The sequence below is a fragment of the Butyrivibrio sp. AC2005 genome, from assembly GCF_000424145.1.
In the GTDB taxonomy this organism is placed as follows: Bacteria; Bacillota; Clostridia; order Lachnospirales; family Lachnospiraceae; genus Butyrivibrio.
Window position 1 is genome coordinate 17,440 of sequence record NZ_AUJI01000014.1, and the last position, 16,230, is coordinate 33,669.

The 16,230-nt window shown below is 42.1% G+C and carries 15 protein-coding genes; 6 read left to right on the forward strand and 9 right to left on the reverse strand.

Annotated elements, in window-relative coordinates; genetic code table 11:
• The first annotated feature begins 131 nt into the window (after positions 1–131).
• The 4 genes from tnpA to tnpC all read left to right on the forward strand — a co-directional run bounded on the left by tnpA (position 132) and on the right by tnpC (position 3,296).
• Positions 132–527 carry an IS66 family insertion sequence element accessory protein TnpA gene (gene tnpA, locus G602_RS0104850; RefSeq protein ID WP_026657523.1) on the forward strand — a complete coding sequence of 132 codons (396 nt, stop codon included), beginning with the start codon at positions 132–134 and terminating at the stop codon, positions 525–527.
• Positions 520–894 carry an IS66 family insertion sequence element accessory protein TnpB gene (gene tnpB, locus G602_RS0104855; protein WP_026657524.1) on the forward strand — a complete coding sequence of 125 codons (375 nt, stop codon included), beginning with the start codon at positions 520–522 and terminating at the stop codon, positions 892–894. The genes tnpA and tnpB overlap by 8 nt, the downstream gene beginning before the upstream one ends.
• A gap of 91 nt (positions 895–985) precedes the next feature.
• Positions 986–1,336, forward strand: a complete 351-nt coding sequence (locus tag G602_RS0104860; protein ID WP_026657525.1) for a hypothetical protein — start codon at positions 986–988, stop codon at positions 1,334–1,336.
• A gap of 22 nt (positions 1,337–1,358) precedes the next feature.
• The gene (gene tnpC, locus G602_RS0104865) at positions 1,359–3,296 is read left to right on the forward strand and encodes an IS66 family transposase (RefSeq protein WP_026657526.1); all 1,938 of its coding nucleotides are present in this window, start codon (positions 1,359–1,361) and stop codon (positions 3,294–3,296) included.
• Positions 3,297–3,461: 165 nt separating this feature from the next.
• On the opposite strand, the gene G602_RS0104870 is transcribed toward tnpC, so the two are convergent.
• From G602_RS0104870 to G602_RS0104885, 4 genes are all read right to left on the reverse strand, one after another.
• Complete coding sequence (locus G602_RS0104870; RefSeq protein WP_026657527.1) at positions 3,462–4,436, reverse strand: DUF6033 family protein; 975 nt, start codon at positions 4,434–4,436, stop codon at positions 3,462–3,464.
• Positions 4,437–4,841: 405 nt separating this feature from the next.
• Positions 4,842–6,320 (reverse strand): L-fucose/L-arabinose isomerase family protein, encoded by a 1,479-nt coding sequence (locus G602_RS0104875; protein WP_026657949.1) that lies wholly within the window; start codon positions 6,318–6,320, stop codon positions 4,842–4,844.
• A 225-nt stretch (positions 6,321–6,545) separates the two neighbouring features.
• Positions 6,546–7,574 carry a LacI family DNA-binding transcriptional regulator gene (locus tag G602_RS0104880; protein WP_026657951.1) on the reverse strand — a complete coding sequence of 343 codons (1,029 nt, stop codon included), beginning with the start codon at positions 7,572–7,574 and terminating at the stop codon, positions 6,546–6,548.
• Positions 7,575–7,667: 93 nt separating this feature from the next.
• The gene (locus tag G602_RS0104885) at positions 7,668–8,303 is read right to left on the reverse strand and encodes a DUF4867 family protein (RefSeq protein WP_026657952.1); all 636 of its coding nucleotides are present in this window, start codon (positions 8,301–8,303) and stop codon (positions 7,668–7,670) included.
• Positions 8,304–8,478: 175 nt separating this feature from the next.
• Here G602_RS0104885 and G602_RS0104890 point away from each other — a divergent pair, with 175 nt between their 5' ends.
• Positions 8,479–9,150: a 2'-5' RNA ligase family protein gene (locus G602_RS0104890; RefSeq protein WP_026657953.1), complete on the forward strand. Its 672-nt coding sequence runs from the start codon at positions 8,479–8,481 to the stop codon at positions 9,148–9,150.
• Positions 9,151–9,344: 194 nt separating this feature from the next.
• Here G602_RS0104890 and G602_RS0104895 read toward each other — a convergent pair whose 3' ends face one another.
• Positions 9,345–10,223, reverse strand: a complete 879-nt coding sequence (locus G602_RS0104895; protein ID WP_026657954.1) for a cation diffusion facilitator family transporter — start codon at positions 10,221–10,223, stop codon at positions 9,345–9,347.
• Between the two features lie 239 nt (positions 10,224–10,462).
• Between G602_RS0104895 and G602_RS28590 the strand changes: the two genes are divergently transcribed.
• Entirely contained in the window at positions 10,463–11,233 is a 771-nt protein-coding gene (locus tag G602_RS28590; RefSeq protein ID WP_049945063.1) for a hypothetical protein, read from the forward strand.
• 637 nt (positions 11,234–11,870) lie between these two features.
• On the opposite strand, the gene atpC is transcribed toward G602_RS28590, so the two are convergent.
• The 4 genes from atpC to atpA form a co-directional block, all read right to left on the reverse strand.
• Complete coding sequence (gene atpC / locus G602_RS0104905; RefSeq protein WP_026657955.1) at positions 11,871–12,272, reverse strand: ATP synthase F1 subunit epsilon; 402 nt, start codon at positions 12,270–12,272, stop codon at positions 11,871–11,873.
• A 12-nt stretch (positions 12,273–12,284) separates the two neighbouring features.
• On the reverse strand, positions 12,285–13,679 hold the full coding sequence (gene atpD, locus G602_RS0104910; protein ID WP_026657956.1) for a F0F1 ATP synthase subunit beta: 1,395 nt from the start codon (positions 13,677–13,679) through the stop codon (positions 12,285–12,287).
• A gap of 108 nt (positions 13,680–13,787) precedes the next feature.
• Complete coding sequence (gene atpG, locus G602_RS0104915; protein WP_026657957.1) at positions 13,788–14,645, reverse strand: ATP synthase F1 subunit gamma; 858 nt, start codon at positions 14,643–14,645, stop codon at positions 13,788–13,790.
• A gap of 53 nt (positions 14,646–14,698) precedes the next feature.
• Entirely contained in the window at positions 14,699–16,222 is a 1,524-nt protein-coding gene (gene atpA, locus G602_RS0104920; protein ID WP_026657959.1) for a F0F1 ATP synthase subunit alpha, read from the reverse strand.
• Positions 16,223–16,230: the final 8 nt, after the last annotated feature.

Below are 16,230 nucleotides of genomic sequence, written 5' to 3' on the forward strand. Positions count from 1 at the left end.
ATCCCATATTTTGAAAAACATGGGTACCAAATTGAAAAAACTGTAAGCGGTGCAACAAGCGCGTCTAGGAACCACCCTCCTGTATTGGTAGTATTCTCTTAGAGAATACTACCAATACAGGAGGATTTTTTATGGATTCAGAAGTAATGGATGTAAGACTTCAGAGCTGGATACCTGTGCTTAAGGCGCAGGCTGAAAGTGGACTCAACAAAAGGGAATTCTGTGAAAAACATGGCATTCCCGAGAACTCTTTTTATAGATGGCAGCGCAATGTCAGGAAAAAGATGCTCAAAGACGGTGCTGACATGCAATCACTGTTCGATACTTCAGAAGACAATGGGCAGGGTGCCTTTGTAGAGCTGCCTATGGTTCAGTCTGTACAACAGCCAAGTTGTTCGCCGGAAGTTATTGCCCCGCAGAAACCATCTTCCATGACACTCTCATTTCACGGAGTCTCTATAAAACTGGATGGATCAGTCGATGAAGCCGCACTCTCTTCTGTACTAAGGGCGGTGAAGCATGCTTAATGCTAACGGGCTTACTTTTTCAAAGGTCGTTATTCTGGTTGGGCGCTGTGATCTTCGCAAGGGTATTGATGGACTCTCCGCGCTTGTAAGACTCAGATATAACCGTGATCCATTAGAAAAGGACACGCTGTTTTTATTCTGTGGCACACGTAAAGACCGGCTCAAGGGAATCCTGTGGACCGGAGACAGGTTCATACTTCTTTACATACGTCTTGTGGAAGGTTCCTTCCAGTGGCCTCGTTCTGAGGAGGAAGCACGGAATCTCTCCGGAGAAGAATTCATGCGTCTGATGGATGGATTCTCCATTGACCCTTCAGTCGGTAAAAAACGTGTGCCTGACCCTGTACGGATTGAACGCAGACACTAAAAAACATAGTGATAATTCATGAAATAATTACCACTAGCTTATTGACACTAGCATAGGTATGTGGTAAATTATCACTATGGAGGACAAGAAGATGTCTATTGTAAAGCACACCGACAAACGTTCCGGAGTTACCTATGTATATGAGTCCGAGTCCTACTGGGATAAGGAAAAGAAGCAGCCACGCTCCAAGCGTACCCTCATCGGAAAGATCGACGAAGAGACCGGTGAGGTGATACCGACTGGAAAGAGTGGGAAAAAGAAATCAGAGGCAGCCGTTACCCCGGAGCAGACAAAGACTCCCGAAGCTATCACTGACCATGTAAGACTTCTTGCTGAGAAGGATGAGATCATCAGCTCATTAAAGGCAGAGAACAGACGCCTTTTAAAGGAAAAGCAGGAAATGATCGAGGCACTTGACGTACTGTTAAAGAAATGGTCATGAAACACTGAGGGAGGATGCAGGGATGAAAGCAGATAGGAAAAACTTTGAAAAAACCATAAATGGTCTGGGGGAGTACTATCTGCGAGAGCTCTGCATGTCCATGTATGACATGATCGAGGAAAAAACGCTCAGGGAAAATGCAAGTGACAGGATAAACACGGAAAGTGCCCTCGCATTCCGTGCCATGCAGAAAGAGCTCGAAGACACAAAAAAGGAGCTTGGAGACTGCAAAAAAGTCATTGCTAAGCTTAATGAACAGCTCTCCCTTAAGACTAGGATGATATTCGGACGTCATACAGAGAAATTCATTGATTCCCTTGAGAATGCGCAGAACCCTCCTGAAGAGTTTGAGGATGAAAGCCAGGTTGAAGATTCCGATGAACGTGGAAAAAAGAAAGGAAGCCTCATAAGTTTTGAGGATCTCAAAAAGTCACGTTCTGAAGATCCCGGTAAAGACGGGCAGAACAATTCCGGCAATAATGGCAGCCATGTAACAAAGGACAACGGTTCTAAAAAAGGTACACGTACAGCTAACCTGTATGAATCCATAATGAACCTTCCTATGCAGCTGCTTTATGACCTTGATATAGACAAGCTCAATGAAGAATACGGTGAGGGCAACTGGCGAATAGCCAGTTGGCACGAACATTTCACTATCGAAAAGATAGAGTGCCCCATCTATGTAAAAAGGATATTTACTCCTGTGATATCGTCAGGTCTTGAACACAGGATGTCGACCGTTCCCTATAAAAATCCCATAAAAGACAGATCATATCTTTCAGCATCACTCCTTGCAGACATACTGTACAGGAAGTTTGTGCTTGCGCTGCCCTTCTACAGGCAGTCCGATGACTACAACAACTGGGGGCTTGCCCTTTCAAGACAGGTCATCATAAGGTGGGTAAACGAACTCGTTCCTGTGATAACTCGCCCGGTCATAGAGTACCTTACAGAGCTCATGCTGCAGTGCAGGTATCATCAGTGTGATGAAACATATCTTCTCGTAAACAGAGACGGAAGAGCCGCAGGAACAAAGGGTTTTCTCTGGGTTCACAGTACCAGTGAGCTGGCTTCCTGCAATCCTATAATACTGTTCTTTTATGAAGCAACACGAGGCACTGACCACTTAAGGAAACTCCTTCTTGAATTCCATGGTTATATCACCTGTGATGCATATATATCCTATCATGTTATGGAGGAAGAAAGTGAAGGAAGGATCCTGGCTACAGGATGCCTGATGCACTGCCGCAGGTATTTTGCCATTGCACTTTTTGTCAATGACCTGAAAGGACTTACGGATGAGCAGATACTTGAGATGCCCGAGGTAAAGGCCCTCATGCTGATAAGGGAAGTCTACGAGGAAGAAAACAGGCTTAAGAACATGACAGCTGATGACAGACTCCTTGCAAGGAAAGAGTTTGTTGCCCCGAAGATGGGTTCCCTGTTTGAATATATCCATGAACTGGCCGAGTCAGAAATGATATTCTCCGAGAAGCTTGCAAAAGCCATTGACTATGCCATAAACCAGGAAGTATACCTTCGAAGGTTCCTTGAAGATGGAAACATCCCATGCGACAATGGAAGCAGCGAACGCCATATCCGTGGTTACAGCGTGGGCAGAGCCAACTGGCTTTTTGCTGATACCGTTACCGGAGCAGAGGTAAATGCTGCCATGTATTCCATTGTGGAGACTGCAAAAGCAAACAACGTCAATCCTTATACATATATCAAATATCTCATAGAAAAGATGCCGGAACATCTGGATGAATACGGAAATATCACTGACCGTGAATGCCTTAAGGACATGGTCCCGTGGTCAGATGCATTCCACACTTACGAAGAGGAATGCGCTGAAAACAGGAATCAGATGTATTCAGGCATGTTCCCTGCACCTGTAATTCCAAAGCCGCCACGGAAGACCGCAGAAGCTTCCGATAATCCTGTGGCAGATACAGCCTGATCAAAAATCACAAAAAAAAACCCTGCGGACACATGGTCTGCAGGGCAGTTCGTATGCTTGTCTTTCAAAACTTGTAAAAATTGCAAAAGTTTTGAATGATAGCTGATTGATCTCATAAAAAAGGCAGCTCTCGGGTTGAGAACTGCCTGGTATGGTTTCACATTTTCAATTGTCGGACATAAGCTTTTTTAAGAGATCATCTGCACTGTTGGCTTCGATTCCGTAAGGATTTGAACAGTCCTTATAGTTGGCGTGATATGAGACTTTTCCATTATCGTCAAGTGTAACACCAAATCTAAGGAATTCTTTATTACCGGAATAGGCTTTTTCTATATCTTTCATTTCATTAACTGACTTATCAATTACTTTGAGTATATTACGCTTATCGTCATCGCTGCCGTATGTCAGTTTCTCAAGCAAATCCGTAGACATGAGCATATTGAACTTAGTACTATATCTCCAAAGACTTGCTCCGGAAAATATATTCTTTGGTTTGAGATCCTCACCTGTAAAATGCGTATTGATGCTTAAGTCATGTTTTGAATCAGAATAGGTCTTCTCAAGAATATCGATAGTTGATCTCCGTACAGAATTTCTATTCATTTGTGGATCATTCTGATATTTAAGATCACGGAAATCACTAAATCTACTGTATGCTTTATATAAAAGCTTTAAACTATCTTCATTCCAATCAAAGATTTCAGTTACCCCATCGTGTTTTTTTATTCGACTATTTATGGCCTCATCCAGGAGCTTGATATAATCAGCATAGCCATCCGGATCTTCTACTCTGAATGCATATAGCATACTGTCGTTGCCTAACCAGTCTTTCCTGTCATAACCTATAAATTCTTTACTGCAAGATTCCCAGGGCTCTCGTTGACTGGTTACACCTGCTTCTTTATAATTCTCGGTTGAGTTTGAAACAGATTCTGATAGTTTCTTTCCTTCTTCAGAAATCTCAACAGAAACAGCACTTGACAGCTTTTCTTTAAGCGGATTATCTGGGTCTTCAGCTAATATTTGCTCTAATTTTTCTTTTATAAATACTGGTTCAGCCTTTTTAGGAATGTCAATCTTAGGAACTTGATCCTTTAAACCTGGATCATATCGTAAAAAACCCGGATCTTTTATAATCATAGTCGACCTCCATGTACAACTTTGATAACAAATAGTATCTCATTTACGATATCGGCTAATAACTGCATTTTAATAATAGCAAATTATAAAAAACCAGAAACAATATAATCGTTTCTGGTTTCAAAAGCCCGTGTACGCGCTTGTTGCACCGCTTACCTTTATTTTATATATTTTCTACCCTAAAACGGGTACCAATTCAGGAAAATACCTCTCCTGTTAACCTAATATGTGTTTATAAATATCTCACTTACAAAATCAGGAATTAAGGTCTGTTTTTTTAAGAAGACCTGTATTTTTAACTTTCCAACCGGAAATAAAAAAGCGCCCTTCGAAAAAACAATTCTCGAAAGGCGCTCTTATTCTTATTTCTATAACCTAGCTATTGTATAAAACAATTATCACTAATTATGCGAAAGGATTCTCTGTAGGATAAGGAAGTGATGCAGGCTGGTTGTAGCCGATTGTCTCAGCACCTACATACTTGAATACCTCGTAAAGAGCCTTTCCGAAGTGACCAAATGCAACTGCACCGTGATGAGGGAAGTTGCCCTGGATGAGAACATGTCTGTAGAATCTTCCCATCTCCGGGATAGCGAATACACCGATACCGCCGAAGGACTGAGTAGCAACAGGAAGAACCTCACCCTGTGCAACATATGCGCGAAGGTGGTTATCAGATGTGCTCTGCAGTCTGTAGAATGTGATATCACCAGGCACGATGTCACCTTCAAGTGTTCCCTGTGTAACTTCCTCAGGAAGGTTTCTGGCCATAATTCTCTGGAACTTCATCTCGCAGCTTGAAAGCTTGCTTGTGCATGTATTTCCGCAGTGGAAGCCCATGAATGTATCTGTGTGCTTGTAATCGAACTTGCCCTTGATGGACTGCTCGTACATATCAGCAGGTACAGAGTTGTTGATATCAAGAAGTGTAACAGCGTCATTAGAGATGCATGTTCCGATGAACTCACTGATTGCACCGTAGATATCTACTTCGCAGGATACCGGAATTCCGCGGCCTGTAAGACGGCTGTTTACATAGCAGGGAACAAAACCAAACTGTGTCTGGAATGCAGGCCAGCACTTACCAGCGATACATACAAACTTCTTACCGCCTCTGTGCTCCTCGATCCAGTCAAGAAGTGTAAGCTCATACTGAGCAAGCTTTGCAAGGATTTCAGGCTTCTTGTTACCAGCGCCAAGATCCTTCTCCATATCTGCAACGACATCAGCGATTCTTGCATCACCGGCATGCTTGTTGAAGCTCTCGAAAAGATCAAGCTCTGAGTTCTCTTCAATCTCAGCACCAAGGTTGTAAATCTGCTGAATAGGTGCGTTACAAGCAAGGAAGTTCATCGGACGAGGGCCAAAGCTGATAACCTTGAGCTCTGACAGTCCGTAAAGTGCTCTTGCGATCGGAACGAACTCGTTGATCATCTTAGCGCACTCATCTGCTGTTCCAACAGGATACTCAGGAATATATGCCTTTACATTGCGAAGGTGAAGGTTGTAGCTTGCGTTAAGCATACCGCAGTATGCATCTCCTCTGCCATCGATAAGGTCACCCTGTGACTCCTCTGCTGCTGCGCAGAACATTACAGGACCACCAAACTTCTCTGCAAGAAGTGTCTCTGAAATCTCAGGACCGAAGTTACCAAGATATACACAAAGTGCATTACATCCTGCCTTCTTAACATCCTCAAGAGCCTCAAGTGTCTGAGTCTCGCTCTCGATGATACAAACAGGGCACTCATAAACGTCTACGTCGTTGTAAAGCTTCTTGTAGCTCTCTACTAAAGCCTTTCTACGATTGATTGCAAGTGATGCCGGGAAACAGTCACGGCTGACTGCTACCAGACCGATTTTAACCTGGGGAATGTTATTCATTCTTTTTTCCTCCTACCCTTATAAATAATTTTCTTTTTTAAAATGCGATTTTCTTTCCAAAACCGCGAAAAGCCACTTGATTTTCATGCATTTACAGGTATCTGTAATGCATCCCATCATTTTGTGTGTACGTTAACACATCTACTAAATCATAAGTTTTATGGTGCCTGTTGTCAATTTGACATATTTCACAGAAATAATGGGAAAATTTTGTGTAAATGCCCTCTATAAATTCTGCTCAATATGAATACTAAGCTCGGTATAATTCACCTTCTTGGGCACTGTCCCATAAGCCAGATAATTAAATAGTATCTCCAATGAAAGTTTTCCCTGTTTTTCAGGCTCCTGACATATGGTCGCAGTAATCATTCCCTTATGGAACATCTCATACTGCACTGCAACAAGGTCATTCGTTATGATACGTATCTTGTGCTGCGTATCCTCCATCGCTATCAGTCTGCATATGTCATAATCTCTGGGATTTATCACATACACCACATTAGTCTCGGGATACTTAATAAACATTTCTCTTACAGAACGCCTATTTTCTTCACGGTCCAGCGCAATACTCCATTTTCCCAGAAGCTCCATATCCGGATAGCGGGAATTCATCTCGTTTGAAAAGCCCCTAATACGCTCTGTTGCACTTTCCTTGATACTGTCATATTCCGTGAAAAAACAAATCTTAGCGTCTTCTCCGCCAGCCATTGCAGTAAGTCCTGCTGCCAGCCTTCCTGATGCAATATAGTCACATCCCACATACGCAAGATGCTCTACTCCATCCAGCCTGCTGTTGTAGAAAACAAGCGGAAGATCACGCTTTTTCTGCTCTTCGATTATCAAATCATTAATAGGTGAAACAGTGCCTGTTATACACACACCGTCATATTCACCTATAGTTTTATGTAGCGATTTTAATAGTGCCTTCTCGTCAGCTTCATTATCGGGATATTCTATAATATCTGTAGTCGCCGCATATGCTTCAAGAGATTTTGCCTTCTTTTCCGCACTCTCCCTCACCGGAATAAAAAACGGACTGTACTGAGTCTTGGGAATCAGGAAAAGGAATTTCAATTTCTTTTTCCTGACAGCAAGTCCCTGTGCCACACGATTTGGTTCATAATGAAGCTCTTCACAGGCTTTTTCCACCCGTTCCCTTGTCTCAGCCTTCACATAGCCTCTGTTATGCAAGACACGGTCAACAGTGCCTATTGAAACTCCGGCCACCTTCGCTATTTCTGTTATTGTTGCCATGATCCCCTCATCCGTCAGCTTCGCTGACACCTCCCCCCAAGGGGAAGGCAATAGTATTATGCTTCACCATCTTGTAATAGCAATATTTTTCTATTAGATGAGATTTGCTATATCAATATTCTCGCCTGTAATACCTTCGTATGCACCATCAGCGATCTCAGATGCATCCTTGTGTGCAAGAAGCCACTTGTTAGTCGCAAAAAGTGTTCTGTCATCAAGGTTCTTGCCTGCTGTCTCTGTTGTTCCTACGTTTGTTCCCTTGGGAAGTGCGATGAGGACCTTAAAGCCCTTTGATGCATCTGCATGGCAGGGAGCATAGTGAAGTGTTGATGCATAAACCTCAACAAGTACGCCCTTAGGGCACTTGAATGCTACTACCTTTGAAGAATCAAGCTTACCGTCTTCAATGTCGCTGAGCTTTGCAAGAAGAAGAATGAAGTCCTCTGTGCCAAGGTTAAATTCGCTGTCTCTGTGATACTCCATGCAGTTCATCTTTGTGTTATGTCCGTTGCAGTAACCGAACTGGAAAGGCATTCCGCCGAAAAGGCTTGTTCCAAGATCCTTAGTATCTGCAGTAGCCATGAGCTTTGGCTCCTCAGCTACATAAACAACACCCTCCGGACAAGGTGTGTCATTCTCAAGAGTCTTAAGAATTTCTGCAACACTGTATCCCTCAACAACTCTGCCATACTCTTTAAATTCTTTGTCTGTTACACTTTTGATTGTCATTTTTCCTACCCCACTTTTTCTGAATTTCTCGTCTTTACGCAAAATCCGTTAACGTACACACATTATAGATTATATGACTTTCTTCTTCAATTATCAGATTTAAACAAATTTCCCGCCTTTATTTCTTACACAATTACACATACCTAATCTGATTAGGTTGCTTTAGGATAAGACTATGGATAAAAAATTTTTAAATGAACATTATGAAAAAATACTAAGAAACAATAGAGATTGTTTTCTGAATGGTGGTAACGGGGATATTTTGTTAAAAAATGCAGAAAACGATAATAGAATGGCGCTGGTCGTCCTGATACGAATTGCCCCAGATATTTCAGCAAAAATAAGTGAATGTATACAAAGTTTGAGGGAAATAGAGCCCGGTCTGTACTTTTACCCCGAAAAAGATTTTCATATAACAGTTATGGATATTCTAAGGGGAGAAGAGGGTAGACGAATCCCGGATAATCTTGATGATTACATTAGATGTATAAAAAAATGCAGCATGGAAATATCGCCCTTCAATATTATGTTTGACGGACTTACTGCAAGTGATAATGCAATCATGGTAAAGGGTTATTACGATGAACAGCTTCAGCAATTCAGAGAAGCTCTAAGGGCTTCACTTGCATCAAATGGTCTGTTACTTGAAGAACGGTATAAGACAGTTTCATCTCATATTACTATTTCAAGACTCCATGAAAAATACAAAAATGCTGATAAGCTTATGCATTACATAGAAGAACCTCATATTTTGGGAACTATGACTGTAAATTCTTTTGAGATCTCTTTTCACAATTGGTACGACACACGTAAACAGGTATTGGAAATCGTGAAGCCAGGATCTTGAATAACTCTTATGCAGTGCTTCTTACATCGTATTTTCGACGTTTGCAATCGCAGATGTTTCTGCATGTAGAGCATTCCTACGTTCACGATCCCACCACAGTTCCTGCATTTAGAGTATTACTACGTTCACGATCCCACCACAGTTCCTGAATTTAGAGTATTACTACGTTCACAATTCCACTACAGTTCCTGCATTTAGAGTATTACTACATTTACTATCCCACCACCGATTTCATCAGATACTCTTTTTCTTATGTCTTCCGATACCTTGCTGACTTCACGAAAAGGCATGTCCTGCTTAAAGCAAAGTTCAATATCAACATATTGATCATTTCCGCTTATACGGCTTTTAATCTCTCCAAGTTCATCATAGTATTCATAAAACTCATTTAAAGCCTTGAGAATTTTCAGTTGTGATTCCTCATCTAATGTCAGATCACTAAGTTCTCGAATAGCATCCGTTAGATGGTGAACCACAATATATGCTAATGGCAACGACACAACTACACATACTATCGGTGAAAAATATCTTATCCAACTCTTTTTTTCAAATATAATTCCAATTATCAGAGTTACAATAGAAATTGCATCAAACACGAATTCGTTTCTGGCTGCAACAAATGCAGAGTGAATCATCCTGCTGTGTTCCTTTTCGACAAAGCTCTTTTCCTTATAATAAATAAATATATCAATTAATAATCCAATAATACTTACAACCAGTGCAAACGCAAGGAAATCTTCCTCTATGTCCGGCATTATTATCTTCCTTATTGCAAAGAAAACAACGCAAAAAATTCCCGCAAGATCAAACATCTCACAGCTTAGCGCTGATATTGCTTCAACTTTTCCAGTTCCATAGTTAAAAGTAAACTTCAGGTTCTGACTAAGCTTGCCCGAGAGAATAACAATAATAATTCCCGGTATCAGAATACTCGCATTCTCGATAAACTCCAGCCACACCACCATAGAACCACTTGCAGCCGCAGCTATAAGCGATGTAACAAACTCAGGAATTCTATATATGATTAACAGGATTGCCACTTTTTTCTGTTCAGCCAGGACATTTTTCTGCATATTGTTTCTCCCTATTATCTCTTTCATTACTTTCACAATAACATTTTTATACTATATTTACATTATAATTCAAACATGTTATCATCTAATTCGTTTAAAGGATATTCATCCGCATTTTCCTATTTTAGTTTTTGAAGCATTTTCCTATTTTGATTTTTGAAGCATTTTTCTTTTGAGGAGTAGTAATTTGTAAGGAGTATTATTTATATTGCCTCAACGATGGCAATATATAAAAAAGTATGTCTAATTATTTTTCAACCAGAAAACAGCAGCTAACACAGCTGCTTCACAAATATAAATCTGAAGTAAACACTTTACCTGAAGGAACTCTTGTAATATATCAAAATGGAGCAAAGTGGTATCTTCAGGAAAAAGATAAATCCGGCAAATTCAAAAGGACTTATATATCCAAGAGTAAAACTGAATATGCATCACAGCTTGCTAAAAAGGCTCTGTTAAACAACTTTATTCGCGATATTGAAAATGAGATCAGTGCAATCAATGCTTATTTACGAGTCAGAAAGCAATGCAAGCTCGATAAAATATTAAATGCAGATTCTCCTTATCTATCCCTTCTGTCAGATCAATATCAATGGCTAAGTGATCAGGATTACGAATCCAACCCCAATCACCCCGAAGCCTTGATAATAAAAGCACCTAAGGGACAATTTGTCAGATCAAAGTCAGAAGCTATTATCGCCTACGCTTTGTTTGATCATCAGCTTACTTATACATATGAGCGTGCACTTTTGCTGGGCGATTACACCATTTATCCTGATTTCACAATTCAACATCCTGTTACCAACAAATTATATATTTGGGAGCACTTTGGTCTTGCTGATCAAGCCAAGTATCAAAATACTATGTGTAACAAGATTAGAAGCTATATAAATGCCGGATATGTTCCGGGAGACAATCTAATTCTCACCTACGAAACCGCTGACTATCCTCTTGATATCAGCTACGTTCAAGGGTTAATTGATTTGCATTTTGGAAGAGACATAATATAGTCCAAATCCTGATATACCCATGCGCAACTTTTATGCTATCAGCAGCTTTATTTGACCTATAGTTTTTTCTTTGAAAAAAACACATAAAAATCTTGTTTTGGTATCCCTTTTCAACTATAACCAGGCTTGTTTTAAGTGCTATTTTCGCTGTGAGTCGATTTTTCTTAATTTGGTACCCCTATTTCAAAGTATTATGGGTACCAAATTGATATTTTTATCGAGATATTTCCTTTATTTGAAATATCACCCTCTAAAACTCACCAAAAAGGATACCAAACAGCAAAAAGTTCCCCAATATTTCCTTTCACACAGAAAAGCACTCAAAAGCGTCCTCTTTCTCAAGACTGAAACAAAAGCACAAAAGTCTCTGCTTAAGACCTCGTGTAAAAAGACGCCACAGCCTCAAATTTACAAAAGCGCCGCAGCAAGCCATATCGGCAAGCCACAGCGCCTTATAATCTTATTGTAGGCTTATAAAAACAAAACTGCAATACTTATAAATACACAGCATGTCTGTACACTGTCTAATATTTTGGCAAACTCTCTATCAGTCTGCCTAAAATACCCATCAGTCTACTCAAAGCCCATCAATTAGCCTGCTTAAAGATCATCAATCAGTCTGATTACAAGACATCAATCAGTCTGCAGAACCAATTCTTACAAGTGCACGATAAAGCTTGGCTTCGGCGCGGATTCTTGCCTCTTTGGTGAGCTTAGCATCTTTAAGCGCTTCCTCTGCCCTGGCCTTTGCTGAACGCGCACGTTCCACATCTATTTCGTCGCTCCAAAGCCAGTTTGTAGGAAGAATTCGGACTTCGCCTTCCATAACAGAGAGCATGCCTCCTATGCAGGCTGCCTTTCTCTCCTTGCCATCTGCGAAGGTTACATGAGCAGTTCCCATGCCGATGCCTGTACAGTAGTTGGTGTGTCGGGCAAGAATCTCAACATCACCGTCTATAGTACGAAGCAGCACCTTCTCAACTTCGCCCTCATATTCCAATCCATCAATGGACACGACCTGTAAATGATAAGTAGCCATATATCAACCTCATCAATTTTTCTTAGCTTTTTCGAACACTTCATCAATTGTTCCGACAAGCAGGAATGCAGACTCCGGAAGGTCATCACACTCGCCGTTAAGGATCATCTTAAATCCGCGGATGGTTTCCTTCAGAGGAACATATTTGCCCGGAAGTCCTGTGAACTGCTCAGCTACCGAGAAGCTCTGTGACAGGAAGTTCTGAACCTTACGTGCTCTGAATACGGTCTGCTTATCTTCATCGGAAAGCTCATCCATACCCATGATAGCGATGATATCCTGGAGTTCACGATATCTCTGAAGAACCTGCTGAACACCCTTCGCTACTTCGTAGTGTTCCTTACCAACTACGTCAGGTGAAAGGATACGGCTGGTGGAATCCAGAGGATCAACTGCCGGATAAATACCCTTTGATGCAATGTCACGGGAAAGAACGGTGGTTGCATCCAGGTGTGTGAATGTCGTTGCGGGTGCAGGGTCAGTCAAGTCATCGGCAGGCACGTATACGGCCTGAACAGAAGTGATTGATCCCTTCTTGGTTGATGTGATACGCTCCTGAAGCGCACCCATCTCTGTAGCCAGTGTAGGCTGATAACCAACGGCTGAAGGCATACGGCCAAGCAGCGCTGAAACCTCAGAACCAGCCTGTGTGAAACGGAAGATATTATCAATGAAAAGAAGCACGTCCTGATTCTTTACATCACGATAATACTCAGCCATTGTAAGACCTGAAAGAGCAACTCTCATACGTGCTCCCGGAGGCTCGTTCATCTGCCCATAAACGAGTGCGGTCTTGTTAATAACTCCGCTTTCTTTCATTTCTCCATAAAGGTCATTACCTTCACGGGTACGTTCTCCAACACCGGTGAATACTGAGATACCACCATGTGCCTTTGCAACGTTATTGATAAGTTCCATGATAAGGACAGTTTTACCAACTCCCGCACCACCGAACAAACCAATCTTACCGCCCTTAGCATAAGGACAGATAAGGTCAACTACCTTAATACCTGTTTCAAAAATCTCAGTTGCAGGAACCTGATCTTCGAACGAAGGAGCCGGTCTGTGAATAGGCCATCTCTCCTGTGTTGTCGGCGCAGGCTGATTATCAACGGGCTCACCCAGAAGATTGAAAATTCTTCCGAGGCACTCGTCACCAACCGGAACTGAAATGGGAGCCGCTGTATCAACTGCCTCGATTCCACGAACAAGTCCGTCCGTGGAGCTCATTGCAATACAACGAACTACATCATCACCAATCTGCTGCGCAACCTCTGCTACAAGAGTGGTATCACCATTCTTGATTTCGATAGCGCTATGCAGATCCGGCAGCTCACCCTCGCCAAAACGAATGTCAAGGACAGGTCCTGTTACCTGTATTACCTTTCCAACATGTTTTTCACTCATTGTGAGTACTCCTTTTTCTCTTTGTCTTCCCCTCATCCGGCACTTCGTGCCACCTTCCCCCCAAAGGGAAGGCAAGAGTTACTTTTATCTATAATGAAGACAACTTTTTTATGGTTCTTCAGCACCCGCGACGATCTCGGTGATCTCCTGCGTGATGCTTGCCTGTCTGGCTCTGTTATAGTACAGACTTAATGTTTCAATCATTTCTTCTGCGTTGTCGGTAGCTGCTTCCATTGCAGTTCTTCTAGCTGCAAGTTCACTCGCAACTGAAATACTTATACTTGTAAAAAGCACTCCCGCCAAATACTCCGGTACAATTGCATTAAATACAGTCTCACTATCCGGCTCATACAGAATAAGCGATTTAGCTTTTTTATGAGCCCCGCCTTCTGCTGCCAGATCTGACAGCGGTAAGATGGGACTGGCCTTCGGAACCTGTGACATCATTGATATGAAATCTGTATAACACAGGAAAATATGCCCGAATTTTCCTTCTTTATATGCTTCACAAATAATCTTTGCTACAGAGAAACACTCTGATACAGTTACCTTTGCAACCTCTGCAAATTCCTCTGTGAAAATCGGAACATTTCTGTGCTTGAAATATTCAACAGATTTTTTTCCTATCGGAAATACCTCAATATCACGGCCCTTTGTTTCGCTTTCCATGAACTTAAACAGGTTGGAGTTATATCCTCCCGCAAGTCCTCTGTCACCGGCAATTACAACATATAACCACTTATCACTCTTGGTTGCCTTGGTGTAAGGCGACTGGAAATCATGGTTTTCATTGGCAATGTCCTGCAAAGTTGTAAGCAAAGTATTAAGATAGGGCTTGGAGTTATCTGCTTTCTCCTTAGCCTTTCTCAGCTTACTTGCTGCAACCAGCTGCATCGCCTTTGTAATCTGCATAGTACTCTGTACGCTTTTTATCCGGAGCTTCACAGCTTTCATATTAGCAGCCATGTATTATCCTCCAAATTCAACCTGTACTGAAAATGTATTTCTGTACATTTTTCTTAAGCTTTCTTGCTTAGGAACTGATCAGTATAAGCCTTGAGTACAGACTTCATCTTCTCTTCTGTCTCTGCCTCGAGTTTTCCTGTCTCGCGAATAGTCTTCATAACATCGCTTCCGTCAGGATTGGTATCAAGGTATTCGAAAAGTCCAGCCTCATACTCTGCAATATCTGTAACAGCAACCTCTGTCAGTACATTGTTGATAACTGCGTACAAGATAGCAACCTGTTTTTCAACAGCAACCGGTGAACTCTTATCCTGCTTAAGAACTTCCACGATTCTTTCACCCTGTGCAAGACGACTCTTGGTGTCTTCATCAAGGTCTGAACCGAACTGAGCAAAACTCTGCAGCTCACGATACTGTGAATAGATCAGCTTCAGGGTACCTGCAACCTTTTTCATAGCCTTGATCTGAGCATTACCACCTACTCGGGATACTGAGATACCGGGGTTAACCGCAGGCATGATACCTGAGTGGAAAAGCTCGGTCTCCAGGAATATCTGTCCATCAGTGATGGAGATAACGTTTGTAGGAATGTATGCAGATACGTCACCGGCCTGAGTCTCGATGATAGGAAGAGCGGTAAGTGAACCGCCGCCATTTTCATCAGAAAGCTTTGCAGCTCTCTCAAGGAGTCTTGAATGCAGGTAGAATACGTCGCCGGGATATGCCTCACGTCCCGGAGGTCTGCGAATAAGAAGGGAAAGTGCACGATACGCAACAGCGTGCTTTGAAAGGTCATCATAGATAACCAGTACATGCTTACCCTTATTCATGAAGTACTCACCCATGGTGCAGCCTGTGTAAGGTGCGATGTACTGCAGCGGGCTGGGTTCTGAAGCCGTAGCTGCAACGACAATGGAATACTCCATTGCACCTGCGTTCTGCAGTTCTGCCACAAGTGATGTAACTGTAGATCTCTTCTGACCAATTGCAACATAGATACAGATAACATCCTTGCCCTTCTGGTTGATGATTGTATCGATGGCAATTGTGGTCTTACCTGTCTGACGGTCACCGATGATAAGCTCACGCTGTCCGCGTCCGATCGGGATCATGGAGTCGATAGCCTTGATACCGGTCTGCAAAGGCTCTTTAACGGGCTGTCTCTCGATGATACCCGGTGCCTTAATCTCAACAGGTCTGTAATCATTTGATTCGATAGGGCCTGCGCCGTCGATCGGCTGACCGATAGCATTTACAACACGTCCTATCATTGCATCGCCTACCGGAACGGAAACAACGCGTCCGGTACGCTTAACGGTCTGTCCTTCGCTGATACCAACATCTTCTCCGAACAGAACCGCGGATACTACTGTCTCTTCGAGGTTCTGAGCCATTCCGAATGTACCGTTCTCGAACTCAAGAAGCTCTCCTGACATACAGTTCAAAAGTCCGCTAACTCTGGAAATACCGTCACCAACGGTGAGAACTGTACCGGTCTCATTCTGAATGATCGCATTTTGATAGTTTTTGATCTGGCTTCGAATCACCTCGGATATTTTTTCTGGTTTTAATTCCATTCTAAAAG